Genomic DNA, 24772 nt, shown 5'->3' on the forward strand with positions numbered 1-24772 from the left:
GGGTCACGGGGCTCGCGCGGCCGCCGACCGGATTGGGGATCCGTGACCGAATGCACCCTCTGCGGCCGTCTGGTCCTGGGCCTGACCGGCCATGACTGGACGGCCCTGCCCTGGATGCTGGCGCCCGGCACCGGCGTCCTGCCCGGTCCGTGCCACGTCCGCTGCCTCCAGGAGCTCGGCGCGGCCCGGAGCTGGGCGGCGGCCGTCGACGCGTACCACCGCCGGCGATGGCCTCGCTGGCTGGCCGGCCTCGACGCCGGTGTCGGCTGGCGGCTGCACAGCAGCCGCGCCGCCCGGCGTTTCCACCTCTGGCGCTCGGACGGTGGCCTGGCCTCCTTTCCGTACGCCGCCCTGGCCGTCACCCCGGTCCGGACCGGCACCGACCTGGCCGAGGCCGGCACCGCGCACGCCGCCGCGCTGCTGACCGCGATGGGCACCGATCGGCCCGGCATCGAGGTCCCGCTGCCCCGGATGATCGAGCGGCTGCGGCTCACCGACCGCTACCCGTTCGCCGAGGGCACCGTCACACTTCGCCGCGGAATCCTGGTCGCCGACCACCCGCTGGCCCTGACCAGGTCATGTCTGCTGGCGGCCGGCCGGCTCGCGGCAGAAGCCGCCGACATGTACCGCTCGCCGGATGAGGAATGACACCCGGATGTGATGGGATCTGCGCATGGGTTCACACGGTGAGTTCGTCTTCGTCGGTGGCTACACGGGTGACAAGGGCGGAGAGGCGGAGGGCATCACCCTCCTTCGCCGCGACCCGGCCTCGGGCGTGCTGACCCGCCTCGGCGTGGCGGCCCGCACCCCGTCCCCGTCGTTCCTGGCGCAGCACCCGACCCTCCCGATCCTGTATGCGGTGAACGAGCTCGACACGGACGGCACGATCAGCGCGTTCACCGTGGCCGTCGACGGCGAGCTGGCCCCGCTGTCGAGCCGGCCGACCGGCGGGTCCGACCCGGCCCACCTGTCGGTCACCGCGGACGGCCGCTTCCTGCTGGTCGCCAACTACTCGTCCGGCTCGGTCGCGGTGCACCCGCTCGATCCGGAGGGCGCCCCCGGCGAGCGCACCGACCTGCTCGATCTGGCCGGCAGCGGCCCGGACGCCGAGCGGCAGCGCGGCCCGCACGCGCACATGGTGGTCGAGGACGGGCACGGCGTCCTGATCGCCGACCTGGGCTCGGACCGGGTGTGGCGCTGCCGCCTCGACCCGGTCAGCGGCCGGCTCACCCTGCTGCCCCCGGCGGTCACCGCGAAGCCGGGCACCGGCCCGCGTCATCTGCGCATCACGCCGGACGGCACGCTGCTGCTCGTCGGCGAGCTGGCGGCCAACCTGACGTGGTACCGCCCGGCGGCCGACGGCTCGCTGGCCGCGGCCGGTGAGGTGGCGACGAGCGACCAGGGCGGTCCCACCTATCCGTCCGAGATCGTCTGCGGCCGCGACGGCCGGTTCGTCTACGTGGCCAACCGCGGCCCGAACACGGTGTCGACCTTCGCGTGGGACGGCGGCGGGGCGGTCAAGGTGGCCGAGGCGGCGACCGGCGGGGAGTGGCCGCGGCACATGATCCTGCTCGGGGATCACCTCTACGTAACCAATCAATTGTCACACAGCGTGACGACGTTCCGGATCGATCCCGAGAGCGGCGTCCCGGCACCGCAGGGTGAGCCGATGGCCGAGGCCAGCCCCACTTGCCTGTTGCGCTGGACATCGACGGCCGTCAGATGATCCGCGAGATAGTGCGTTAACGACCCTTCCGGCAAATCACCAAAAACCGGCCAGAGGCCCGTACTGATCGAGAGGGCGTCACTACCCAAGGTCACTTTGTCGGGCAACTGACCTAATCCGAGTAACTTTCCGCCAAACGTATATGGCGCTCAGGTTCAGCGATGCGCACTATAGAGCGCGTGTCAGGTCGCCATCGTCGAAACTTCAATTTCCGAGGGGCGGGCGTCGTTGGAGCCGCGATGGCGATTGTCGTCGTGCTTGCCGGGTCTTACCTGGGCTACCAACAACTCTCCGACTCCGGGTGCACCGGTTCAGTCCGGTTGACCGTCGCTGCGGCGACGGAGATCGCGCCTGCCATCGATCAAGCGGCACAACGCTGGGTCCAGGAGGGCGCGAACGTCAACGGGACGTGCATCGCGGTCTCCGTCAACCCGGTCAACCCGGCAACCATGGCCGCGGCCGTGGCGAGCGAGCACAAGGTCACGCTGACCGGGCTCGGCGCCGCTCCCGAGTCGGTCAAGGTGCCGGACGTGTGGGTTGCCGACTCATCGACGTGGCTGCTCCGCCTCAAGACCGAGGCCCCGGGCTTCGTGCCCACCGACGGCAAGCCGGTTGCGCAGAGCCCGGTCGTCGTCGCCATGCCGCAGCCGGTCGCCGAGGGCGTCGGCTGGCCCAACAAGAGGCTCGGCTGGAAGGACCTGCTCGCCCAGCTGAGCACCAGCACGCAGCTGCGCGTCGGCACCGTCGACCCGGCCCGTGATGCGGCCGGTCTGGCCGGTCTGCTGGCGTTCGGCCAGGCGGCCGGCACCGGTCCGGCGGCCCAGGCGGCCAAGGTCGGTGCGATCAAGGCGCTGGCCCAGTCCGCTTCCGCGCTGCGGGACGACCTTCTGCAGAAGTTCCCGCACTCGGCCGACGCCAACGACATTGCCACCAGCCTGAGTGCGGCGCCGCTGTCCGAGGAGGACGTCGTGGCGTACAACTCGGAGAAGCCCCCGGTGCCGCTGGTCGCGCTCTACCTCGACCCGAGCCCGCCGCCGCTGGACTACCCGTACGCGATCATGCCGGAGGTCGACCTGCAGAAGTCGGCCGCCGCGACCGGCCTGCGCCAGCAGCTGCAGACCGCTTCCTTCAAGAACGCTCTGGCCAGCGCGGGCCTGCGGGCTCCGGACGGCACGGTCGGGTCGGGCTTCGCCGCCCCGCTCGGCGCGCCGGACGCGTCGCCGGCCGTCAGCGCCAGTTCCTCCACCAAGTCGGAGGGTGGCGGCTCGGCCGCCGCCGGTCTCGACCCCAGCACGCTGAGCCAGGCGCTGGGCAGCTGGGCCGCGATCACGCTGCCCGGCCGGGTGCTCGCCGTCTTCGACGTCTCCGGCTCGATGCTGGAGCCGGTGCCCACCGCCGGTGGTGCCGACCGGGCCGCGGTCACCAGAGGTGCGGCGTCCGGTGGTCTGGCCCTCTTCGACGACAAATGGGCCGTCGGGGTGTGGTTGTTCTCGACCGAGATGAACGGCAAGAAACCGTACAAGGAGATCGTGCCGATCAGTCCGCTGTCGGCGAAACGCCAGCAGCTTCAAGACTCGATCAAGCAGATCGTGCCGAAGGCCAACGGCCAGACCGGTCTCTACGACACGTTGCTCGCCGCCTACCAGAACGTCCAGAATTCGTGGCAGGCCGGAAAGATCAACTCGGTCATCCTGTTCACCGACGGTGAGAACCAGAACAAGGACGGCATCAGCCAGCAGACGCTGGTCGCCAAGCTCAAGGCGCTGAACGACCCGAAGCGCCCGGTCCGGGTGGTCATCGTCGGTATCGGTACCGGCGTCAACCGGCAGGAGCTGGAGACCATCGTCAAGCCGACGGCGGCCGGCGGCGTCTTCATCGCCGAGGACCCGGCGAAGATCGGCGACATCTTCCTCGAGGCGATCGCGACGCGCTCCGGCGCCAACTAAAACCTTCAGGAGTACGCGGCGGCCGTCACCGAAAGGTGGCGGCCGTCGCCGTGTTTCCGGCATCCGCAAATCGCGACCCGGTGCTCGGTGTGCGACTCGCACCGGGAACACGAAGCCCGGGCCGCCGCAGGGTAGTCTCTGCTGCACCATGGCGGTTCACGACGGCCCGGACCCGATGAACGCGGCGGCGATCGACGACGCCGCGCAAGCGTTGCTGTCCGCCTGGGATGCCGCCCGCGAGCAGGCCACCCCACGACTGTCCTCGGCCCAGCTGAACGCCCTGCTGGCGGTCGAGCGCGCCGAGGGCGTCAACCTCGGTGGCCTGGCCGCCGAGCTGCACATGCTGCTGTCGTCGGCGAGCCGGCTCTGCGATCGGCTGGTCGCCTCCGGGTTGGTCGAGCGGGCTCCCGGCCGGGCCGACCGGCGCGAGATCGCCCTCTATCTGACCCCGTCGTCGCGTGCCCTGCTCGCCGAGCTCCGCCGGGTCCGCCGGCTGGCCCTCGCGGTGACCCTGGAGCGGATGTCCGGCTCCGGCCGGGCCGCCCTGCTGCGTGGCCTGAGCGAGTTCGCCTCGGCCGCCGCCGACAGCAACGGCGCCACCGCGTCCGCCCGCACCGCGTAACCCACGCCCGCACCGCGGCTCGCCGCACCGGGCGCGGCCGTTTCCGGAAGCTCGCGCCGGACGAGCAAGCGGGCCGCGGTCCGGCTGCGGTTGGGGTGCGGCCTACGCCGTACCGTTCAAGAAAGCCGCCGGGTCGTCGATCAGCTGTTGGATCACCGCGCCGGCGGCGCCGCGCATGGCCGCGTCCGGGCCGAGCGTCGCGGCACGCAGGGTGACCGGCGCCAGGCCCGCGGTCAGCACGCGGCGTGCCAGCTCCGCCTCGATCCCGGCGCGCAGCCGGGGAAACTCGGGAGCGTAGGCGCCACCCAGCACGATGACCGAGATGTCGAGAAGATTGACCACCGCGGCCAGGGCGATGCCGAGCGCGGACGCGGCGAGGTCGGCGTCGGCCGAGACCGCCTCCTGGCCGGCATATTGCTCCAGACAGCCGTTCGCGCCGCAGCGGCACGGCCGTCCGTCGGGAAAGACCGTGACGTGCCCGATCTCGCCGCTCCAGCCGCGTCCGCCCCGGTAGAGCTCGCCGTCGAGGACGATGCCCGCGCCGATGCCGATCTCGCCGGAGACGTAGAGGAAGGTCGGCTCGCCGTCGCCGGCCCGCAGCTCGCCCATCGCGGCCAGATTGGCCTCGTTGTCGACCGCGATCGGCAGCTCGCCGAGCCCGGGCAGCACGTTGAGCAGCGCGGGCGCGTCGACGTCCTGCCAGTCGAGGTTGGGCGCGACCCGGACGATGCCGTTCGGCGCGACCAGGCCGGGCACCGCGAGCGTGGCCCCGGCGATGGCGAGCCCGTCCGCGGTGGCCGCTTCCAGCGCCTGCAACGCCAGACCGCCCAGCTCGGCCAGGGAGGCACCGGGAGTGAGGTTGCGTTGATCACCCTGCGCGACGAACCGGTGCCGGACCTCGCCGGTCAGATCGAGCACGCAGGCGGCCAGATAGTCGACGTTGATCTCCAGCCCGAGCCCGGCCGGACCGCCCGGGCTGAGCGCCAGCCCGGCGGCCGGCCGGCCGGCGCCGGTGCGCGGGGCCGGGTCGTGCTCGGTGAGCAGCCCGCCCGCGATCAGGTCGTCGACGAGCGCGGAGACGGTGGCCCGGGTAAGGCCGGTCTGGGCGGAAAGTGCCGCCCGAGATGGCCGATCTGCGCTGTTCGCCACGGTACGCAGCACCAGCGCGAGATTATGGGCGCGCACGCTCGATTGCCGCACGGGGGCCCGGGAGGCGGTCATGATCCGGGCGTTCACGCCCTTGACAATGCCACACCGCCTCCAAATAATTCAACCAATAAACAAATCAGACCCGTTACGTGGAGGTAACCGTGCCGGTCCAACCCACACGCGAAGACAAGTTCACCTTCGGCCTCTGGACCGTCGGCTGGCAGGCCCGCGACGCGTTCGGTGACGCCACCCGTCCCGAGCTCGACCCGGTCGAGGCGGTGCACAAGCTCTCCGAGCTCGGCGCCTACGGCCTGACGTTCCATGACGACGACCTGATCCCGTTCGGGTCCGACGCCGCCACCCGCGACTCGATCCTCGCCGGCTTCAAGAAGGCGCTCGAGGAGACCGGCCTGGTCGTCCCGATGGTCACCACCAACACCTTCACCCACCCGGTGTTCAAGGACGGCGCGTTCACCAGCAACGACCGCTCGGTCCGGCGGTACGCGCTGCGCAAGATCCTCCGCCAGGTCGACCTCGCCGCCGAGCTGGGCGCCAAGACCTTCGTGCTCTGGGGCGGCCGCGAGGGCGCGGAGTACGACGTGGCCAAGGACATCTACGCCGCGCTCGACCGCTACCGCGAGGGCCTCAACCTCGTCGCGCAGTACTCCGAGGACAAGGGCTACGGCCTTCGTTTCGCGATCGAGCCGAAGCCGAACGAGCCCCGCGGCGACATCCTGCTGCCCACGCTCGGCCACGCCATCGCGTTCACGAACGAGCTGGAGCGCCCCGAGCTGTTCGGCATCAACCCCGAGGTCGGCCACGAGCAGATGTCCAACCTCAACTTCTTCGCCGGCATCGCGCAGGCGCTGTGGCACAAGAAGCTGTTCCACATCGACCTCAACGGCCAGCACTCGGTCAAGTTCGACCAGGACCTGGTCTTCGGTCACGGCGACCTGCTCAACGCGTTCGCCCTGGTCGACCTGCTGGAGAACGGCCCGGCCGGTGGTGGCCCGCTGTACGACGGCCCGCGCCACTTCGACTACAAGCCGTCCCGCACCGAGAACTTCGACGGGGTGTGGGAGTCCGCGGCGGCCAACATGCGGATGTACCTGCTGCTCAAGGAGCGGGCGCAGGAGTTCCGCGCCGACCCGGTGGTGCAGGAGGCCCTTGCCGCCAGCAAGGTGCTCGACCTCGCGAAGCCGACGCTGAACGAGGGCGAGACCTACCAGGACCTGCTGAACGACAAGAGCGCCTGGGAGGACTTCGACGTCGACGCCGTCGGTGCTCAGGGATACGGTTTCGTGAAACTGCACCAGCTCGCGATCGACCACGTTTTGAGGGCCAGCTGAGATGACTCTTGTCGCCGGGATCGACAGTTCCACCCAGTCCTGCAAGGTGGTCATCCGCGACGCGGAGACCGGCAAGCTGGTCCGGCAGGGCCGGGCCGCACATCCGGACGGCACCGAGGTGCATCCGGACGCGTGGTGGGCCGCGCTGCAACAGGCGATCGAGGAGGCCGGTGGCCTGGACGACGTGGCCGCCGCCTCGGTGGCCGGTCAGCAGCACGGCATGGTGGTGCTCGACGAGAACGGCGAGGTGGTCCGCCCGGCGCTGCTGTGGAACGACACACGCAGCGCCGGGGCGGCCGCCGACCTGATCCAGGAGCTCGGCGGCGGGGACAAGTGGGCCGACGCGGTCGGCATCGTCCCGGTCGCCAGCTTCACCCTGACCAAGCTGCGCTGGCTGGCCCGCAACGAGCCGTCCAACGCGGCCAAGGTGGCAGCGGTGTGCCTCCCGCACGACTGGCTGACCTGGAAGCTGTCCGGGTCGACCGACATCAGCACGATCAAGACCGACCGCAGCGACGCCAGCGGCACGCTGTACTGGTCGGCCAAGACCAATCAATACCGGCCCGACCTCCTTGAGCTCGGGTTCGGGCGTCTGCTGCAAACACCCGAGGTGCTCGGCCCCACCGGCATCGCGGGGCACCTGCCCAACGGGGCGCCGCTCGGCCCGGGCGCCGGCGACAACGCGGCCGCCCTGTTCGGCACCGGCGCCGGCCCCGGCGACGTGGTCGTCTCGATCGGCACCTCCGGCACGGTCTTCGTCTCGGCCGAGGTGTCGCCGGACGACCCGAGCGGCACGGTGGCCGGCTTCGCCGACGTCACCGGCCGGTTCCTGCCGATCGTGGTGACGCTCAACGCGGCCCGGGTGCTCGACGCCGCCGGCAAGCTGCTCGGCGTCGACCACGAGCAGCTGTCCCGGCTGGCGCTGTCCGCCCCGGCCGGCGCCGACGGCCTCGTCCTCATTCCCTACCTGGAGGGCGAGCGCACCCCCAACCTGCCGGACGCCACCGGTTCGCTGCACGGGCTCACCCTGAAGACCTCCGACCCGGCCCACCTGGCCCGGGCCTCGGTCGAGGGCATGCTCTGCGCCCTCGCCGACGGTCTCGACGCGCTGATCGAGCGCGGCGCCGAGGCCAACCGGATCGTGCTGGTCGGCGGCGGTGCGCGCAGCGAGGCGGTCCGCCGGGTGGCGCCGGAGCTGTTCGGGCTGCCGGTGCTGGTCCCGCCGCCGGGGGAGTACGTCGCGGACGGCGCGGCCCGGCAGGCCGCCTGGGTGGCGCTGGGCACCGCGGAGCCGCCGGTCTGGTCGGCCGAGCCGCCCGAGTCCTACGAGGCGGTTTCCGTCCCGCTCATTCGGGAGCAGTACAAAAAGGCCGCTAACCTTCTCGGGTGAACAAGGGCGGGCCGGCGCACCGGGTCTACAGCGTCGTGGTCTTCGTGATCCTGGCGTCGCTGGACAACGTGGCGATCGGCCTGGTCCCGCCCCTCTACGGCAGCATCGGCGACTCGCTCGGGGTCGGCGAGGGCCACATCGCCCTCGCCACCACGATCATGTTCCTGATCAGCGCGGTGGCGGCGATCGGTTTCGCGTACGCCGGCGATCGCACCGACCGTAAGCCGGTGCTGATCGCCGGCACCGCCATCTGGGTGGTCGGCACCGTCTGGTCCGGCCTGGCCGGGAGCTACGGTCAGTTCCTGCTGGCCCAGGTGATCGCCGCGTTCGGTCTCGGCGCTGTCGCGTCGGTCAGCTTCGCGGTGGTCAGCGACCTCATCTCGCCGAAGCGGCGCGGGCTGGTGATGAGCTTCTGGGGCCTGTCCCAGGGGGTCGGCACGCTGGCCGGCACGATGGTGGGCGGCCTGCTCGGGCACACCGACTGGCGGCAGCCGTTCCTGGTCACCGCGGCGGCCGGGGTGGTCGCGACGGTCGCCTACCTCTTCACCTACAACGTGCCGCGCGGCGACAGCCAGCCGGAGCTGGCCGGGGTCGAGTACGACGAGCGGATCCACGCCGGCGACCTGCCGGTGATCCTCGGCCGGCGCACCAACATCTGGCTGATCCTGCAGGGCGGCACCGCCCAGATCGCGCTGGGCTCGCTGGTGTGGCTGCCGGTGCTGTTCCGGTCCCGGGCCGAGGACCAGGGCTACTCGGCCGGCACCGCGGTGCTGGTCGGCAGCGTCTTCGCCACCCTGTTCCAGCTGGGCGGCGCGCTCAGCATCCTCGGCGGCCTGGTCGGCGACCGGCTGCAACGGCGGACACCGCGCGGCCGCGCCCTGGTCGCCGCGGTCGGCGTCACCGCCGCGGTGCCGTTCTACGTCGTGCTGTTCTTCGTCCCGATGACCATCGACGTGCCGGACGGGGCCGGCGCCGGGGAGGTCATCCGGGCGGTGCTCGCCGACGTCTTCACCGAGCCGTCGGTCGGCCTGTGCCTGGCCACCGCGGTCTTCGCGCTGATGCTTACGTCGGCGAACTCGCCGAACTGGTTCGCCCTGATCGCCGACGTGAACCCGCCCGAGCACCGGGGCACCGTCTACAGCCTCGGCAACCTGGTCAACGGCTTCGGCCGGGCCGGCGGCAACGCGATGGTGGCGGTCGTCTTCCGCGGGCTGGCCGGGGCGTTCCCGCCGCCGCTCAACTACGCGGTCGGGCTGGCCGGCTTCCAGTTCTTCTGGCTGCCGACCGGCGTCATGTTCTGGCTGGCCAGCAAGACGGTGGCGAAGGACATGGCCGATACGCACACCGCCCTGCTGGCCGCGGCCGCTGCCGAGTCAGAGCACCGCCCAGACGGTGACGTCGCCGGGGAGGCGGCCGTCGGCGTCGAGGGGTTCGCTCGTGAGCAGGACCCGAGCCCCGGCCGGTAACGCCACCGGCGCGGTGCCGAGGTTCGTCATCACCAGCACGTCACCGTTGCGGAAGGCGAGCACGTCCGACGACGTCTCCTGCCAGCCGAGGGAGCCGAGCCCCAGGCCGTGCTCCTTCCGCAGCGCGAGCGCCCGCCGGTAGAGCTCCCAGGTCGAGCCGGGCGCGCCCTGCTGGCGGTCCAGGGCGTACTCGGCCCAGGTGGCGGGCTGCGGCAGCCAGCTGGCGTCGGCCGGCCCGAAGCCGTAGGACGGGGCGTCGGCCTCCCACGGGATCGGCACCCGGCAGCCGTCCCGGCCCCGCTCGGTGTGCCCGGATCGGGCCCAGGCCGGGTCCTCGCGTACCTCGTCGGGCATCGTGGTGTGCTCCGGCAGCCCGAGCTCCTCGCCCTGATAGAGGTAGGCGGAGCCGGGCAGGGCCAGCATCTGCAGCGTGGCGGCGCGGGCCCGGCGCAGGCCGAGGGCGGTGTCCGGCTGCGGGTCGCCGGCGCCGATGCCGTTCATCCGGCCGGTGCCGACCGGGTAGCCGAGCCGGGTGGCGTGCCGCACCACGTCGTGGTTCGACAGCACCCAGGTGGTGGGCGCGCCGACCGAGTCGTTGGCGGCCAGCGTCGAGGTGATCACCCGGCGCAGATCGGCGGCCCGCCACGGAGCCTCCAGGTATTCGAAGTTGAACGCCTGGTGCATCTCGTCGGCGCGCACGTAACGGGCGAGCCGGTCGGCCGGCGACACCCATGCCTCGGCCACCAGGATGCGCTCCGGCTGGTACTCGTCGAGGATCGCGCGCCACTGCTGGTAGATCTCGTGCACGCCGTCCTGGTCCCACATCGGCGGCGGCGGGCCGGCCGGGTCGAGACCGCCCAGGATCGCGGTGGGGTGCGTCCAGTCGGCCAGGGTCTCCTCCTTGATCAGGCCGTGCGCCACGTCCACCCGGAAGCCGTCGACGCCGCGGTCCAGCCAGAACCGCAGGATGTCGGCGAACTCCGCGCGCACCTCGGGGTTGCCCCAGTTGAGGTCGGGCTGGCTGACGTCGAACAGGTGGAGATACCACTGCCCGTCCGGCACCCGCTCCCAGGCCGGGCCGCCGAACATGCTGGTCCAAGAGTTCGGCGGCTCGTCTCCTTTACCGGAGCGGAAGATGTAGCGCTCGCGCTCCGGGCTGCCGGGCGCGGCGGCCAGCGCGGCCTGGAACCAGACGTGCTCGCTCGAGGTGTGGTTGGGCACCAGGTCGACGATGAACTTCAGGCCCAGGTCGTGCGCCTCGCTGATCAGCTTGTCGGCGTCGGCGAGGGTCCCGAAGCGCGGGTCGACCGAGCGGTAGTCGGCCACGTCGTAGCCCGCGTCGTGCTGCGGCGAGGGGTAGAAAGGTGACAGCCAGACGGCGTCGATGCCGAGCTGCTTCAGGTGCGGCAGTCGCCCGGTGATGCCGGGCAGGTCGCCCATGCCGTCGCCGTCGCTGTCGGCGAACGAGCGGGGGTAGACCTGGTAGATGACGGCTTCGCGCCACCAGTGGTTGAGCATGCCGCCAGATTAATCGTCCAGAATGGCGGCGAACCGCTCCTCCGCCAGGTCCAGTTGATCGAGGATGTGGTCCTTGGCCGCCATCGACAGCGGGGTGTCCGCCCGCCCGACCAGCTCGCGCAGTTTGGGCACGAGTGGCCGGTATTTGGTGGCCGAGGAGAACGCCTTCTCCGCGGTGGTGTGGATGACGCCCACGCCGTTGTCGGTGAAGTCGGAGACCTTGATCACCCGGGCCCACGGGTCCCGGTCGAGGCTCGCCGCCACGTGCTCGCGGTACTGCTCGTGGCGGTCGCGGTCCGGGTCGTACTCCGGGTTGGTGACCGAGCGGACCAGCTCGGCCACCCTCGGGTTGAACCGGCGGGCCAGCTCGGCGATGGCCGCGTCGGTCAGCTCCTGGTGCGTGCCGTCGGCCAGCAGGCCCAGCTCGGACGGGTGGTCCTCGACCGCGTCGTGCAGCAGCGCGGCGGCGAGCACGTCGACGTCCCGCACCCCGTAGTACCTGATGATCCGGATCGCGACCCGGAGCAGGTGGTTGAGGTAGGGCTCGCGGACCCGCCGGTCGTCCGCGTGCAGTTTGGTGGCGAGGTCGAGCGCGGACACCAGCTCGGCCCGGTCGTCGGGCGGGAAGGTGTCCACCTCCATCAGGAAGCGGTCCCGCAGCCCCGCCTCGCCGTAGACCTCGGTGATCGCATGCAGTGGCATCGACAGCAGCATCCGGGTCGCCATGCGCTCAGCATAGGTTTTACCCGTTGGTAGTGGACCGTGCGGGAACGGGCCGGGGTGACGGACGCCGGGACTGGGTGGCCATCGACGCCTGCTTGAGTGACCACGGACTGGTGGTTCCGGCATGCATGCCCCGCTTCGGAGTGACGGCGCCGTCGGTGAATTCCTCCTCGGTCATCGCCTGCAGTGCGCTCAGCGCGACCCCGATGATGGTGGCCGCGGTGATCACCGTGATCGGCACGATCATCGTGAGCGGCCGGATGCCGTGCACGTCCTCGACGCGGTTGTCGAGCGTGACGTTCATGGCCGCCATGCCGGTGTAGTGCATGCCGCACACCGCGATCGCCATGATCGCGGCGGCGCCGGAGACCGGGAGCCAGCCGCGCACCGAGATGGCGAACCAGAGCGCCACCGTGGACGCCACCACCGCGATGATGGCCGAGGCCAGCACCAGCGCCAGGTTGTAGTGGATGGTGCCGGCCACGTGCATGCCCTCCATGCCGCTGTAGTGCATGGCCAGCACGCCGCCGCCGGTGAGCAGGCCGGCCCCGATCACCCGGGAGAGCCGGCGCGGGCCGTGCCCGACGATCATCAGGCCGAAGCCGACCGCGATCACCGCGAAGACCAGGCTCAGCAGGGTCATCCCGAGGTCGAACCGGACCGGGCTGGCCGGCACGTCGAAGCCGAGCATCGCGGAGAAGTGCATGAGCCAGATCGCGCCGCCGCCGATCGCGAACGCGGCGATCCCGAGCCACCGGGTGCGCCGGCTGCCGGTACGGGCGTCGCGGGCGCGGGCCGTGCAGAGCAGCCCGAAGAAGGAACCCAGGAACGCGAGCAGGTACGCCGCGAGCGGATTGAAGACCCCGTACGTGAAGTGATGGACCTCGGTCACTGCGGTACCTCGAGAGGATCGACGGATATGCCCGAGTGATTTACGGCCAGAAACTCGGACATTCGTCGCACCGCATGTGCGGTCCATCACAAAGAGTCCCGACGCCGGGACAAAGAAGAACCGGGACCACCGATTGATCGGTAGTCCCGGTTTCGGGGGATTCAGTTGTTCTTGGGCCGGGGGGATCAGGTGAAGATGCTGACGCCGCCGGGACCCACCAGGAGACCGACGATGATGAGCACGATGCCCCAGAGGAGCTGCCGCCGGAACAGCGCGAGGATGCCGGCGACCACCAGGATGACTGCGAGGATCCAGAGGATGACGTCCATGCGATCGGGTTACCCGGACCCTCGAAATCGGAAACCCACCTAGTTGGCGACCAATGCGGAGTCCACGCTGTCGGACAGCAGTTGGTAGACGTTGTACGCCTGCTTGATCACCGGATGGGCGACGTTGCGCACCGGAACCCCGCCCGGAGTCCGCCCGCGTTCCGAGCCGTGGTGCGCGTGCCCGTGCAGGGCCAGCGCGGCCGGCGTGGCGTCGATCGCCCGCCCCAGCTGATAACAGCCGAGGAACGCATAGATCTCCAGCGGTTCGCCGACCAGCGTGTCCGGCACCGGGGCGTAGTGGGTGAGCGCGACCAGGGCGTCGACCTGCACCGACATCAGGGCCGCCTCGAGCCGCTGGGCGATCACCTCGGTGGTGCCGACGAACTCCTTCATCTCCCGCTCGCCGAAGTTGCTGGCGCAGGCCCCGGCGAACCCGCCGCCGAACCCCTTCACCCCGGCGATGCCGAGTCGATGCCCGTGCAGCTCCAGGACGGTCGCCTCGCCCTCCAGCACGGTGATGCCCGCGTCGGTGAGCACATCGGTGACCCGGGCCTGCTGGTCGCTCTGATGGTCGTGGTTGCCCAGGACCACCACGACCGGCACGCCCAGCCCGCCGAACTCGGTGACGAAGCAGCGCGCCTCGTCGACCGTGCCGTGCCGGGTCAGATCCCCGGCGATCAGCAGCGCGTCGGCCCGGTCGGGCAACTCCTCGAGGGCCGGCCGGAACCGGCCGAGGACGTCCTTGTCCACGTGCACGTCGCCCACGGCAGCGATCCGGATCATGAAATCTCCTCCACCTCGCTGGGCGCCTGGGCCCGGGTGATGCCGATGTCGCAGACGATCTGCACGTCCGGGAATCGCTCGTTGATCTGCAGGCAGATCGCGTCCCGGCGCTGGGTGCTCTCCACCTCGCCGCCCAGCACCAAGTGGTGCTCGCGGCGGTTGACGGTGATGCCCAGTTCGGCGATCCGCCCGTCGGTGAGCAGGCTCTGGATCTCGGCTTCCAGGTACTCGTCGAGTTGAGTGCTCATCTCATCCCCCTACTCCCATGGCTTGGTCCCCCGGCAAGGGGACGACGTCCAAGCGATCAAGCAAGATCAAGAACGCTTCGGCGTACGGCGATCCGGTCGTCTCCCGCCGGACCCGGTTCCAGTCGATCTGCTCCCGCAATGAGCGGGCCACCGGGAATCCGGTGGCGAAGTCGCAGTAGTGCTGGCTGTAGCTGAGCAGCTTGTGCACCATCAGCTGGGTAGCCGAGATCACCGGCATGTTGATCGCCTCGACCGAGATCATTTCGCAGTCGCGCAGCGTCTCGTCGGTGACCGGAGTCTCCACCGGGCGGTAGATCAGATCCACCATCCGGTCCTCCTCGTAGACCTTGACCAGCCAGTCCTCCGGCGGCTGCTCGGTCTTGAAGCCGACCCCGGCGAGCGCGGTCAGCGCCGCTTCCTTGTCCTGTTCCCGGATCAGGAAGTCGACGTCGTGATCGCTGGAGTGGCCACCGTGCGCGTAGACCGCGAAACTGCCGCCGAGAGCGAACGGGAGGTCGGCGGATTTGAGGGTGGCGGCCACCCGCTTGAGCGTGGTGGCCAGCCCGGCATCCACGTGGTGCGGCATGGCGTTTCCCCCTGTCGGCGTGTTCGGTCCGTGCCGATATCTCCTACCCGGGCGCGCTTCCCCGTGAACCTCACGCCAAGGGGTCCAGCGAGCCATTTCAACTGCTTGACCCCATTTTGGTACGACGTGGCGAGCGCTTGCTGTGAAACGCTATGGGCAGGCCCGGTTACCGTTGGTGGGCATGACCCGCCAATCGCGCACGATCGCCCTCGTCGGGATCGACGGAAGTGGCAAGACGACCCAGGCTCACCGGCTCGCCGACGCCCTGGCCGCCGACGGTTTGCGGGCCTCCTACCGCCGGAACGCGGGCGGCCGGCGCTGGTTCGGCCGGCTCTCCGCGAGGCTGGGCCGCGGCGACGACGCCGAAGACCTGCTGGGCCGCAAGGCCATGCTCTTCGTCGAGTCGGTGCTGCGCTGGCTGGCCATCCTGCGCACGCTGCTGCGCCGCGCCTTCACCGGCGAGATCACCGTGATGGACCGGTACGCGGTCTGCCAGTACGCGAGCCTGCGTGCCCGGGCCGCGCAGCCCGCCGCCGAGCGCCGCGCCCGGCTGGCCTACCGGCTGTTCCCGAGCCCCGACGTGACCTTCCTGCTCACCGTGGACCCGCAGATCGCCCACGACCGCATCGAGGCCCGCGGCTACGACCACGAGAGCACCGACTACCTGTCCGCGGCCGCCACCGCCTACCGGTCCCTGCCCGAGTACCCGAGCTTCGTGGTGATCGACGCCAACGGCACCCCGGACGAGGTGGCCGCCGCGATCCGCAGCCGCCTCCCGATGCCGGCCACGGTAACCAGGGCCGGTTCCCGGGTCCGCACGTTGGTCCTGGCCGGCGGCCCGCTCCTGGCCGGCGCGACCGCCCTCGGCTGGCAGTTGGCTGAGTCCTTCTGAAGCGGCTACGCCTGCCCGTAGACCGGAACCTGCGCGCCGGTGGTGGGCGCGGAAGCGTCCGAGGCGAGGAACAGGATCGCCGGGGTGATCTCGTCGGGCCGCACCCAGCGCTCGAAGTCGGCGTCCGGCATGCTCCGCCGGTTGGCCGGGGTGTCGATCACACTGGGCAGCACCGTGTTGCAGCGCACACCGGCCTTCTTGTACTCGACCGCGACCGCCCCCGCGAACGCCAGCACCGCGGCCTTGGCCGTGACATAGCCGGCCGCCCCGGGGAACGGCGCCACCGCGGCCCGCGACGACACGCAGACGATCCCGCCGCCGCCGGCCGCGACCAGATGCGGCAGGGTCGCGGCGGTGACCAGATAGGTCGGCCGCAGGTTCACCGTCAGCATCCGCTCGAAGTCCTCGACGGGGGTGTCCGCGACGAGCCCGCCCCCGCCGTACGCCCCGGCCAGATTGACCACCGCCCGCAGCGGCGCCCCCGGCTCCCCGGCCGCGGCGGCGACCGCGGCGGCGACGTCGGCCGTGTCACTCAGATCACCCTCGACGCCGATCGCCCCCGCCGGCAGCACCGTCCGCCGTCCGGGCCGCACCGGCGCGACCACCCGCCACCCGTCCGCGAGGAAGGCCTCGACGGTGGCCGAACCGAGCCCGCCGGCCCCACCGGTGACGATTACCGTCCGCGAGTTGCTCATGGAACCCATGCTGCGCCTGTGTTTCTCGTCACTGTGTTCCGGGGTAGGAAACAAGCGTCACCTGCCCGGGCGTCACTCGTACGGGCGAGTGTTCTCCGGCGGGCCGTGCCGCATTGTGGCAGGTGGTCCCGTTCGGGAGGCGTGCATCGGGATCTTTTCGGCGAGGCTTTTGTTTCAGGCCGGTCGCGAAGCTGTCGATGCTGCACCTGAACCCGGGACGGCTACTGGCCGTACTGGGTAGTGACGAGCGTCCCAAGCACAGTGGTGATGCGTGTCGCTGCGACGGATGAGGGGCCGATGGTGTCATTGAGACCAACGCGGGTATGCGTCATGCTGCGCGACCGAGGTCGGCTGCAAAGATCGCCCGCACTGGACGAGCCCTTCCTCAGCAACATCGCACGCGGCTCTCAGGAATCGCTCAGGCATTCGTGACACTTTCGACCCACCAGCCGGAATCAGTGCGAGCAGCCATTTGTTGTGTAGATGCCAGTAGCCGCAATGTACGAACTGCGGACGTTACGGGGAGGAACTGATGAACACAGGGTTTGCCCGTAACGGGGTTAGTAGTGAACGCAATGAGGGGACCGTGGGCAACGTGGAGAAGAACACCGTCATGCGGACCGACCAGGTCGCCGAGGAGCGGGATCTGGTCGGCGTCTATCTGCACGAGATCTCCCGGACGCCGCTGCTGGACGCAGCTCAGGAAGTCGAGCTCTCCAAGCAGATCGAGGCGGGCCTCTACGCCGAGTTCCTGCTCGACGAGGGCAAGGCCAAGCCTGGTGTGAGCCGGGAAGAACTGGAGCGCCTCGTCCAGGAGGGGCAGCGCGCGAAGGACCTGTTCATCCGGGCCAACCTGCGACTGGTCGTGTCGATCGCCCGGCGTTACGTGCGCTCGGGCATGCCGATGCTCGACCTCATCCAGGAGGGCAACACCGGCCTGGTTCGCGCGGTCGAGAAGTTCGACTACGAGCGCGGCTACAAGTTCTCGACCTACGCGACGTGGTGGGTGCGCCAGGCGATCAGCCGGGCCATCGCCCAGCAGGAGCGCACCGTGCGCCTCCCCGTGCACCTGGTCGAGGACGTCAACCGGATGCGCAACGTCACCCGGCAGCTCGTCCGTGAGCTGGGCGCCGACCCGGAGCCCGAGCAGATCGCGACGGCGCTCGGCGTGACCGTCGAGCGGGTCAACGAGCTCACCCGGTGGGCGCAGGACACGGTCTCGCTGGACACGCCGGTCGGCGACGACGGCGACACCAACCTGGGCGACCTGGTGGCCGACAGCGACGCGCCGTCGCCCGAGGAGATCGTGCTGACCGCTCTGGAGCGGCAGCGCATCGAGGGCCTGCTCAACCACCTCGACGACCGGTCGGCCGGCATCATGCGGGCCCGCTACGGCCTCGAGGACGGCCGGGAGCACTCGCTGACCGAGGTGGCCTCGCGCTTCTCGCTCAGCCGGGAGCGCATCCGCCAGCTCGAGATCCAGGCGCTCGGCCGGCTGCGCGAGCTGGCCCGGGCCGAGGGCCTGCAGGCCGCGTAACCAAGCAACATCCCCCGACGAAAAGGCCGGTACCCTTCAGGGGTACCGGCCTTCCGCGTATCCGGGGGAGAGGAAGTTACTTGACCCGGCCGTAGCCGTACGGGGTCATGATGTTGATCGACCTCTTCTTGATCGGCTCGCCCTCGCGGGACGCGTCGATGATCATGCCGCCGCCGACGTAGATGCCGACGTGGCCGAGGCTGCGATAGAACACCAGGTCGCCCGGTTGCAGCTGGGACTTCGTGATGCGGGCGGTCGCGCTGTACTGCGCGGCGGCATTGTGCGGCAGCGACTTGCCGGCCTGCTTCCACGCCATCATGGTCAGACCCGAGCAGTCGAACGTGCTGGGCCCGGAGTCGCCGTAGCCGTAGTAGGCCGGCTTGTTGGCCTGCACGTAGGCGTAGTCGACCGCCTCGCCAGCCGAGCCCGAGATGTCCGGGGCGGTGCCCGCGGCGCCGGAGACGCCCTTCTCGGTGGCGCTGCCGTAGGCCTGCTCGCGCAGCGCCCGCAGCTTCTTGATGTCGCCCTCGATCTTCTTCTTGCGGGCGTCCATCTCGGCGAGCTGGGCCGCCTGCTTGGCCTGCGTCGTCTTCAGAGCGGCGGAGCGCTCGTTGAAGGTCTGCGTCGTGTTCGTGTAGGCGTCGATGTCGCGCTGGTTGGACTTCTGGATCAGGTCGAGGTAGCTCATCCGCTCGATGAGACCGCCCTGCTCACCGCCCAGCATCGCGGACATCGGGCCGACCCGGCCCTGCTTGTAGGACGTGGCCGCGATGTTGTTGACCTGAGCGCTGGCGACCAGGAGCTTCGCCTTGGCCGGCGCGATCGAGGCGGCCAGGTTCTTCTGGTCGGTCCCGGTCTTGGCCAGGTCGATCTTGAGCTTGTTGTACGACTCGGTGATGTCCTCGAGCTGGTCCGACGCAGTGTCGATCTTCTTTTTCAGCTCGGTCTCGGACGGCGCCGCGTGTGCCGAGGTCGCCATCGACCCGGTGAGTGCGAGCGCCATTGCCGCGACCACGAGTGACCGAAGCCTGGTTCGGGGGTGTGGCACCGGTTGCTGGCCTTTCTTCCGCTCGGCCGCCTACCGGGTTAGCTGTCGGATTCGGGCTCGGAAGAGTGCCCTACCGCTCGCGCGGATTCACCCCAGAAACGCGGTTCCCCGGTTCTGCCGCGACAACCTTGCGTGCTCGGGGGAGAGCATGCGGTTACCGCGCGGATTCGGCGACGTTGGCCGGTGCCACCGAGGGTTTGTGGCTGCGGACCGATCCAACCGCACTAACTTATCGGCGCGGAAAACAAAATCAAGGTCTGCGCAAGGGATTTAAGACAAAGGTCAGAGATGCGTAAATGATCCTGATAACACATTGTCATTTGCCGGAGACGCCGCGTTAATCAGCGGCTCAAACTGGACTTTTCGCCAGCTCGGCGGGGATCCACACCTGGCTCACCTTACGCTCCGCCCAGAAGGAGAGGAACGGGATCGTGCCCGCCGCCATCACCAGCAGCATGCGCGGGAACGCCCACCCGGCCCGGCGAGCGAGATCGAAGGTCAGCACCAGGTAGACCATGAACAGGAAACCGTGGGCCGGGCCGACGAGGGCGACCACGGTGTCGTTGTCGCCCAGGTATTTCAGCGGCATGCCGACCACGACGAGCGCGAGCAGGCACACGCCGACGATCCACGCGATGATCCGGTAGCGGGTCAGGGCTCCCTGCACGATCCACGTCCTATTTCGTCGAGCTTTGGTTACCGGGATAGTCGACCGGGCGGGCACCGGGGTGCGCGGCCAGCCAGACGAGGTAGTCGTTGTAGGCGGACAGCTCCGCGTCGTCCTCGGTCGCCGGCGCCTGGACCGCCACCCGGACCGGCCGGCCGACCGTAACAGGCCCACCTGGGACCCGTGGCGCCTCGTCCTCCTCGGCCGGCTCGTCGGCCGGCTTCGGCGGGCGGCGGGTCAGCTGCACCTCGCGCCACCAGAGGAAGGCGAAGAAACCGGCGAAGACCGGCCACTCGAACGTGTAACCCCAGCTGAGCGAATTGCCCCCGCTGGCCCGGCTGAACTGCCACCAGCCCAGGCCGAGGCATCCGACCACGACCACCAGGGCCGCGACGTGCCGCGCTATCCACGCCGGCGTCCACAGCCCCTTCATGCTCACGAGAATACCGACGAGGTGAGTGTGGCCCGCGTCACAACCACTAACGGAATCGCGGCCGGGGGTCGACCGTTGATAGCGGATGTCGGTGTGACCAGTGTCCCCGGGCCTCACCACTAATGCCTTCACGGAATACCGTTCGGCTGGAGCCGTGTCGTGCCAATCGCCGAGAGGCGACCTGCACACCGACATCTTTTGGGCAACGTCCCCGGGTTCACCCGGGGGCGTTGTTCTTGTTCCGGGGTCCCTTCCGCCGGGGTGCATGATCAGCACGAGCGCCCGGCGACGCCACCCGGTAGGGGCAACGAACTTCCGTGTCTGTCGATGGTCGTGGCAATATGCCCCGCGTGTCTGCACCGAATCGCCGGATTTCGTCCCCGCTGCGTGGTCCCGCACGTTTGCTGCGCCGCCCGGCCAAAACGCGTAGTGCGGCCCGTGCGGCGGCCCTGAGCGGCCCGCACGCGGTCGAACTGGCCGGACTCCTGCACGAGCTGTCGGTGCGCCTTCTCGGCGCGGAGAGCTTCGCTGTGGCGATCGAACGCCTGGCGGCCTTCGTCGCCGGTGCGGTGCCGGGCACGGTGCGTTGCTCGGTCACCCTGATCGGCGAGGGCGGCCCACCCACCTGCACCGCGAACGCTGCGATCGGAGCGAGCCTCGACACGCTTGCGTACGAGCTGAGCACCGGTCCCGGGCTCGACGCGGCCCGCAGTCGCGCCCTGACCACGGCGGACGACCTCTACACCGACGAGCGCTGGCCGCACCTGGCCGAGCCGGCCCGTGCGGCCGGGATCCACGCGGTGGTCGCCATCCCGCTCGACGTGCCCCGGGCCGAGGTCGGCGCGGTCAGCCTCTACCTCGATCGGGCCGGTGCGCTCGGGCCGGATCCGCTGATCACCGCGATGGCCCTGGTCAACCAGGCCGAGGTGCTGCTCGGCGAGCTGCGCCGGCGGGACGAGACGAGCACCGACGCGACGGTCGACCGGGCGGTCGGCGTGATCATCGCGCAGCGCGGTTGCGGCGTGCGGGAGGCCTACGACGTGCTGACCGAGACCGCCCAGCGACTCGGGATCGACCGGCACGCGGTCGCCGACCGCCTGGTCGCCGCCGCGGCCGCCCGCAACGCCTGAGGCTTACTCGGCACGTCAATCGCGTTGATCTTCACAACAGCCATGGCCAAACGCTGCTGCGGGCGGATACGGATCGAGCCGGGGGCCGCGCGTGGCGGCCCCGGCTCGACGGTGACGTGCTCCGGGCGTACACCCGGAACGCTTTTGATCTCTTAGGTGTCCTTGCCGGCCGGGATCTTGTCGTGGCCCGGGCCCGCGCCTACCTCGCCGGGCACGCCGTCGCTGTTCTCCGCGGCCAGGATGTCGTCGGCGCGCTGCTGCTGCGCCGAGCGCTGGGAGAGCGGGATCTCGGGCAGGAAGAAGACCACGATCAGGCCGATCACCATGATCGCGAGGGCCATCAGGAAGACCACCTGGATGCCGTCCGAGAAGCCGGTCTTGAACGGGTGGGCGAGGACGTCGGTGAGCTTGTTGATCCACGAGGTGTCGCTCAGGTCGTTGCTGCCGCCGCCGCTGGTGGCCTGCTGCAGGATCTTCGCCTGGTCGGGGTGGTCGGCCAGCGCCTTCTGGAAGTCGGGCGTCTGCGCGGCCGCGGTGAACGAGTTGCTGATCTTGCCGGGCAGCACGTTGAACAGCACGGACAGGAAGATCGCGGTGCCGAGCGTGCCGCCCATCGAGCGGAAGAACGTCACCGAGCTGGTGGCCACGCCGATCTCCCGCGGGTTGACCGCGTTCTGCACCGCCGTGATCATCGGCTGCATGTTGCCGCCCAGGCCGAGGCCCATGACCACCATGATCAGCATGGTCTGCCAGAGCGGGGTGTCCGCGCCGATCAGCGCGAAGAGTCCCAGCGCGACCAGCATCAGGGAGCTGCCGATGATCGGGAAGATGCGGTAGCGGCCGGTGCGGGCGATGAGCTGACCGGCGGTGATCGAGCCGGCCATGATGCCGAGCACGAACGGGATCATCTGCAGGCCGGCCTGCGTCGCCGATGAGCCCTTCACGATCTGCAGGTACAGCGGGACGGTCATCAGGCCGCCGAACATCGCCATGCCGAGGATGCTGCTGGAGGCTGCGCCGACGGCGACCGTGCGGTTGCGGAACAGCCGCAGCGGCAGCAGCGCCTCGTCGCCATAGGCGCGCTCGGCGAAGATGAACGCGACGATGCCGATCACGCCGACCGCGAAGCAGGCGATCGCCCGGCCGGAGCCCCATCCCCAGTCGCGGCCCTGCTCCGCCACGGTCAGCAGCGGCACCAGGCCGACGATCAGGCTGAGCGCGCCGGGCCAGTCGATCCGGTGGTCGGTGCGGTGGTGCGGCAGGTGCAGGACCCGGGCCACGACCGCCATGGCGGCGATGCCGATCGGCACGTTCAGGTAGAAGACCCAGCGCCAGCCGTCCACCCAGAGGATGGTGTCGGCGCCGGCGAAGAAACCGCCCAGGATCGGGCCGATGACGCTCGCGGTGCCGAAGACGGCCAGGAAGAGGCCCTGGTAGCGGGCCCGTTCGCGGGGCGGCACGATGTCCCCGATGATCACCAGGGCCAGCGACATGAGGCCACCGGCGCCGATGCCCTGGATCGCGCGGAAGGCGGCCAGCTCGTACATGTTCTGGGACAGGCCGCAGAGCATCGAGCCGACGATGAAGATGCCGATCGCGAACAGGAAGAACGGCCGCCGCCCGTAGATGTCGGACAACTTGCCGTACAGCGGCGTGGAGATCGTCGACGTGATGAGGAACGCCGTGGTGGCCCACGCCTGCAGGTTGAAGCCGTGCAGGTCGTCGGCGATCGTCCGGGTCGCGGTCGCCATGATGGTCTGGTCGAGCGCGGCCAGGAACATGCCCATCATCAGCCCACCGAGAATGGTGAGGATCTGCCGATGGGTGAATTCCGAGGAGGGCGCTGCCGGTGCTTCGGTCTTGGGGTTGCTCACGCGATCTCCCGTGGTGGTGTCGCGGTCGGTTCGCTGCGTAAGCGCGTCTCGACCGCCGTATTGAATTCGGTGAAGAGCTCGACGAACGCCTCGACCCGTTCGGCCGGCCAGCCGCTGAGCGCCTCGGCGAGCATTGCCTCGCGGGCCTCGTGCAGCTGACGGCAGGCGTCCAGGCCGGCCTCGGTGATCGCCAGCCGCGATGCCCGCCCGTCCTCCGGGTCGGCCTCGCGCCGGGCCAGGCCGGCTTTCACGAGCTGGGCGGCCTGCCGGCTGACCGTCGAGGGGTCGGCCTGCTTGACCTCGGCGAGGTCGGTCACCCGCATCGGACCGTGGAACCGCAGCGGGAAGAGCAGCATCAGCGCGGAGAACTCCGCCCCCATGTCCCCCTTGTTGAGCATGCTCTTGGCCCGTGCACCCAGCCGGAAGAACCGCACAAGTTCGTCGGCCAGCCGGGACGCCCCGGTTGCCGGGTTCTGCTGTTCCACCTGCGGCCTCGCTTGAAAGCTTGATTAATGCGTGCAGCCTACAACTGGTTGCGCGATGAAAACATCTTGGTTTTCGGCCAGCGGAGAGTGACGCTCATCGCATCCGCCAGACGGTGGTCACGAGCGATTCGGCTTCCTCCAGCGCGGCCGGTACCGGCACGGTGTACTCGGCCAGCGCAGTGAAGAGCCGATCCGGGAAGTACCCCCGTCCGGGGTCGCCAACCAGGACATCGACCGAATTTCGGCGGGCTTCGCGGAGAATTTTGGTGATCTGGGGCGCGACCGCCGGGCTGTAGAACACGTCGCCCGCCAGGATCACCTCGGGGCGATCCGGGGTGTCACCGACGGTGACGCCGTTCGCTCGCGCGTTGCGGAGGGCGGCGGCCACCGCGGCCGGGTCCAGGTCGGTGGCCGCGACATGGGCGGCGCCGGACCGGGCGGCGGCGATGGCGGCCACGCCGGAGCCGGTGGCCAGGTCGTGCACGCGCTTGCCGGCCACCGTTTCCGGATGGTCGAGGACGTATCGGGCCAGGGCCTGGCCGCCGGCCCAGACGAAGGCCCAGAACGGGGGCGGTTCGTCGCTGCGGAACTCGCCGCCGGTCAGATCGAACAGGCCGACCGGCTCCTTGACCAGGTGGAGCGAGATCTCGGGAGCGAGCGGGACGGGGAGCAACGCGGTGGTCGGCACCCCGCGATTCTGCTCTCCTGCGTTACCTCTTTTGGGTCAGAGGACCGGAGTCGGCTCGGTGCGCTGGGCCATCACGAGCTTGGCGCGGTATGCCGTGCGGGCCTCGGCGGCCCACGCGACGTCCTCGTCCTCCAGGAGCGGGCGGGTGGCCAGGAAGGCGGCGGCGGTGAGCGGCTTGACCGCCCGCGCGGCCGAGCGGCCCTCGGCCGCGGCGATCAGCTCCTCGAAGCGGGCCACGTCGACCCGGACCCGGTCGGGGTCGAGGCGCAGGCGGCCGCGGTGGATGCCGATCACCGAGTCGCGGGAGCTTACGCCCGGTTCGAGGTGCTTCCGAAGAACCGACAAGTCGGCCTCAACGGACTTCTTGCTCGTGCCCAGCAGCTCGGCCAGCTCCGAGATGGACGTCTCGCCACGCAGCGCGAGCAGGGCAAGCAGGTGCCTCGGACGGTCGCCGCCGAAGTCACGCCCCGCCAGGTGCTCGCCCCGAGTGCGAACCTCGACGCGGCCGAAGAGCTGGATGTCGAACATGAATCGAAACTCTCCGTCTGAGAGAGTTGTGCGGCAAGCCCCAACGCGAGGGGTGCAGATCAACCGAA

The 24772-nt window shown here is 70.1% G+C and carries 26 protein-coding genes and 1 riboswitch; of the genes, 10 read left to right on the plus strand and 16 right to left on the minus strand.

From position 1 onward, the window contains the following. The first annotated feature begins 42 nt into the window (after positions 1-42). From Adu01nite_RS20805 to Adu01nite_RS20820, 4 genes are all read left to right on the plus strand, one after another. Positions 43-648 (plus strand): hypothetical protein, encoded by a 606-nt coding sequence (locus tag Adu01nite_RS20805; protein WP_203728578.1) that lies wholly within the window; start codon positions 43-45, stop codon positions 646-648. Positions 649-673: 25 nt separating this feature from the next. Continuing rightward, positions 674-1726 (plus strand): lactonase family protein, encoded by a 1053-nt coding sequence (locus tag Adu01nite_RS20810; protein ID WP_203728579.1) that lies wholly within the window; start codon positions 674-676, stop codon positions 1724-1726. A 239-nt stretch (positions 1727-1965) separates the two neighbouring features. Next, on the plus strand, positions 1966-3672 hold the full coding sequence (locus Adu01nite_RS20815; protein ID WP_203728580.1) for a substrate-binding and VWA domain-containing protein: 1707 nt from the start codon (positions 1966-1968) through the stop codon (positions 3670-3672). Positions 3673-3820: 148 nt separating this feature from the next. Beyond that, on the plus strand, positions 3821-4294 hold the full coding sequence (locus Adu01nite_RS20820; RefSeq protein ID WP_239132580.1) for a MarR family winged helix-turn-helix transcriptional regulator: 474 nt from the start codon (positions 3821-3823) through the stop codon (positions 4292-4294). Between the two features lie 102 nt (positions 4295-4396). On the opposite strand, the gene Adu01nite_RS20825 is transcribed toward Adu01nite_RS20820, so the two are convergent. Further along, complete coding sequence (locus Adu01nite_RS20825) at positions 4397-5515, minus strand: ROK family protein (RefSeq protein WP_203728677.1); 1119 nt, start codon at positions 5513-5515, stop codon at positions 4397-4399. An 89-nt stretch (positions 5516-5604) separates the two neighbouring features. On the opposite strand from Adu01nite_RS20825, the gene xylA reads away from it, so the two are divergent. The 3 genes from xylA to Adu01nite_RS20840 are packed head-to-tail and all read left to right on the plus strand — an operon-like array spanning position 5605 to position 9648. After that, positions 5605-6792: a xylose isomerase gene (gene xylA, locus Adu01nite_RS20830; RefSeq protein WP_203728581.1), complete on the plus strand. Its 1188-nt coding sequence runs from the start codon at positions 5605-5607 to the stop codon at positions 6790-6792. Between the two features lies 1 nt (position 6793). Next, the gene (xylB, locus tag Adu01nite_RS20835) at positions 6794-8182 is read left to right on the plus strand and encodes a xylulokinase (RefSeq protein WP_203728582.1); all 1389 of its coding nucleotides are present in this window, start codon (positions 6794-6796) and stop codon (positions 8180-8182) included. Further along, a complete protein-coding gene (locus Adu01nite_RS20840; protein ID WP_203728583.1) occupies positions 8179-9648 on the plus strand; it encodes an MFS transporter in 1470 nt (489 codons plus the stop codon). The genes xylB and Adu01nite_RS20840 overlap by 4 nt, the downstream gene beginning before the upstream one ends. Here Adu01nite_RS20840 and Adu01nite_RS20845 read toward each other — a convergent pair. The 7 genes from Adu01nite_RS20845 to Adu01nite_RS20875 form a co-directional block, all read right to left on the minus strand. After that, on the minus strand, positions 9556-11166 hold the full coding sequence (locus Adu01nite_RS20845) for a glycoside hydrolase family 13 protein (RefSeq protein WP_203728584.1): 1611 nt from the start codon (positions 11164-11166) through the stop codon (positions 9556-9558). The two genes, Adu01nite_RS20840 and Adu01nite_RS20845, sit on opposite strands and share 93 nt — an antisense overlap. Before the next feature lie 9 nt (positions 11167-11175). After that, complete coding sequence (locus tag Adu01nite_RS20850) at positions 11176-11892, minus strand: HD domain-containing protein (RefSeq protein ID WP_203728585.1); 717 nt, start codon at positions 11890-11892, stop codon at positions 11176-11178. 16 nt (positions 11893-11908) lie between these two features. Beyond that, a complete protein-coding gene (locus Adu01nite_RS20855; protein ID WP_203728586.1) occupies positions 11909-12781 on the minus strand; it encodes an MHYT domain-containing protein in 873 nt (290 codons plus the stop codon). A 185-nt stretch (positions 12782-12966) separates the two neighbouring features. Then, on the minus strand, positions 12967-13110 hold the full coding sequence (locus Adu01nite_RS20860) for a GPGG-motif small membrane protein (protein ID WP_203728587.1): 144 nt from the start codon (positions 13108-13110) through the stop codon (positions 12967-12969). 39 nt (positions 13111-13149) lie between these two features. Beyond that, positions 13150-13893 (minus strand): metallophosphoesterase family protein, encoded by a 744-nt coding sequence (locus tag Adu01nite_RS20865; RefSeq protein WP_203728588.1) that lies wholly within the window; start codon positions 13891-13893, stop codon positions 13150-13152. Beyond that, complete coding sequence (locus tag Adu01nite_RS20870; protein ID WP_203728589.1) at positions 13890-14141, minus strand: hypothetical protein; 252 nt, start codon at positions 14139-14141, stop codon at positions 13890-13892. The genes Adu01nite_RS20865 and Adu01nite_RS20870 overlap by 4 nt, the downstream gene beginning before the upstream one ends. Position 14142: 1 nt before the next feature. Beyond that, positions 14143-14727, minus strand: coding sequence for a nucleotidyltransferase (locus Adu01nite_RS20875; protein WP_203728590.1), 585 nt, complete (start codon positions 14725-14727; stop codon positions 14143-14145). 181 nt (positions 14728-14908) lie between these two features. On the opposite strand from Adu01nite_RS20875, the gene Adu01nite_RS20880 reads away from it, so the two are divergent. Next, positions 14909-15619, plus strand: coding sequence for a dTMP kinase (locus tag Adu01nite_RS20880; protein ID WP_203728591.1), 711 nt, complete (start codon positions 14909-14911; stop codon positions 15617-15619). 5 nt (positions 15620-15624) lie between these two features. Here the strand turns inward: Adu01nite_RS20880 and Adu01nite_RS20885 are convergent, their stop codons facing one another. Further along, complete coding sequence (locus Adu01nite_RS20885) at positions 15625-16323, minus strand: SDR family NAD(P)-dependent oxidoreductase (RefSeq protein WP_438871088.1); 699 nt, start codon at positions 16321-16323, stop codon at positions 15625-15627. Between the two features lie 523 nt (positions 16324-16846). Between Adu01nite_RS20885 and Adu01nite_RS20890 the strand changes: the two genes are divergently transcribed. After that, positions 16847-17851 (plus strand): sigma-70 family RNA polymerase sigma factor, encoded by a 1005-nt coding sequence (locus Adu01nite_RS20890; RefSeq protein WP_203728593.1) that lies wholly within the window; start codon positions 16847-16849, stop codon positions 17849-17851. Positions 17852-17927: 76 nt separating this feature from the next. Here the strand turns inward: Adu01nite_RS20890 and Adu01nite_RS20895 are convergent, their stop codons facing one another. The 3 genes from Adu01nite_RS20895 to Adu01nite_RS20905 form a co-directional block, all read right to left on the minus strand. Then, entirely contained in the window at positions 17928-18854 is a 927-nt protein-coding gene (locus Adu01nite_RS20895) for a C40 family peptidase (RefSeq protein ID WP_203728594.1), read from the minus strand. Positions 18855-18911: 57 nt separating this feature from the next. Continuing rightward, positions 18912-19042: riboswitch (cyclic di-AMP (ydaO/yuaA leader) on the minus strand. Positions 19043-19248: 206 nt separating this feature from the next. Continuing rightward, complete coding sequence (locus tag Adu01nite_RS20900; RefSeq protein ID WP_203728595.1) at positions 19249-19566, minus strand: DUF3817 domain-containing protein; 318 nt, start codon at positions 19564-19566, stop codon at positions 19249-19251. Between the two features lie 10 nt (positions 19567-19576). Continuing rightward, positions 19577-19999, minus strand: a complete 423-nt coding sequence (locus Adu01nite_RS20905) for a hypothetical protein (RefSeq protein WP_203728596.1) — start codon at positions 19997-19999, stop codon at positions 19577-19579. Positions 20000-20349: 350 nt separating this feature from the next. On the opposite strand from Adu01nite_RS20905, the gene Adu01nite_RS20910 reads away from it, so the two are divergent. Beyond that, the gene (locus tag Adu01nite_RS20910; protein ID WP_239132582.1) at positions 20350-21129 is read left to right on the plus strand and encodes an ANTAR domain-containing protein; all 780 of its coding nucleotides are present in this window, start codon (positions 20350-20352) and stop codon (positions 21127-21129) included. A gap of 152 nt (positions 21130-21281) precedes the next feature. On the opposite strand, the gene Adu01nite_RS20915 is transcribed toward Adu01nite_RS20910, so the two are convergent. From Adu01nite_RS20915 to Adu01nite_RS20930, 4 genes are all read right to left on the minus strand, one after another. After that, the gene (locus Adu01nite_RS20915; RefSeq protein WP_203728597.1) at positions 21282-23003 is read right to left on the minus strand and encodes an MDR family MFS transporter; all 1722 of its coding nucleotides are present in this window, start codon (positions 23001-23003) and stop codon (positions 21282-21284) included. Beyond that, positions 23000-23488, minus strand: coding sequence for a MarR family winged helix-turn-helix transcriptional regulator (locus Adu01nite_RS20920; protein WP_239132583.1), 489 nt, complete (start codon positions 23486-23488; stop codon positions 23000-23002). Before Adu01nite_RS20920 ends, Adu01nite_RS20915 begins: the two co-directional genes overlap by 4 nt. Positions 23489-23582: 94 nt before the next feature. Then, entirely contained in the window at positions 23583-24176 is a 594-nt protein-coding gene (locus tag Adu01nite_RS20925; RefSeq protein WP_203728598.1) for a class I SAM-dependent methyltransferase, read from the minus strand. Positions 24177-24212: 36 nt separating this feature from the next. After that, positions 24213-24704: an AfsR/SARP family transcriptional regulator gene (locus tag Adu01nite_RS20930; protein ID WP_203728599.1), complete on the minus strand. Its 492-nt coding sequence runs from the start codon at positions 24702-24704 to the stop codon at positions 24213-24215. Between the last annotated feature and the right edge of the window lie 68 nt (positions 24705-24772).

Origin of the sequence: Paractinoplanes durhamensis (genome assembly GCF_016862175.1) — a bacterium.
GTDB classification, from domain to species: Bacteria; Actinomycetota; Actinomycetes; order Mycobacteriales; family Micromonosporaceae; genus Actinoplanes; species Actinoplanes durhamensis.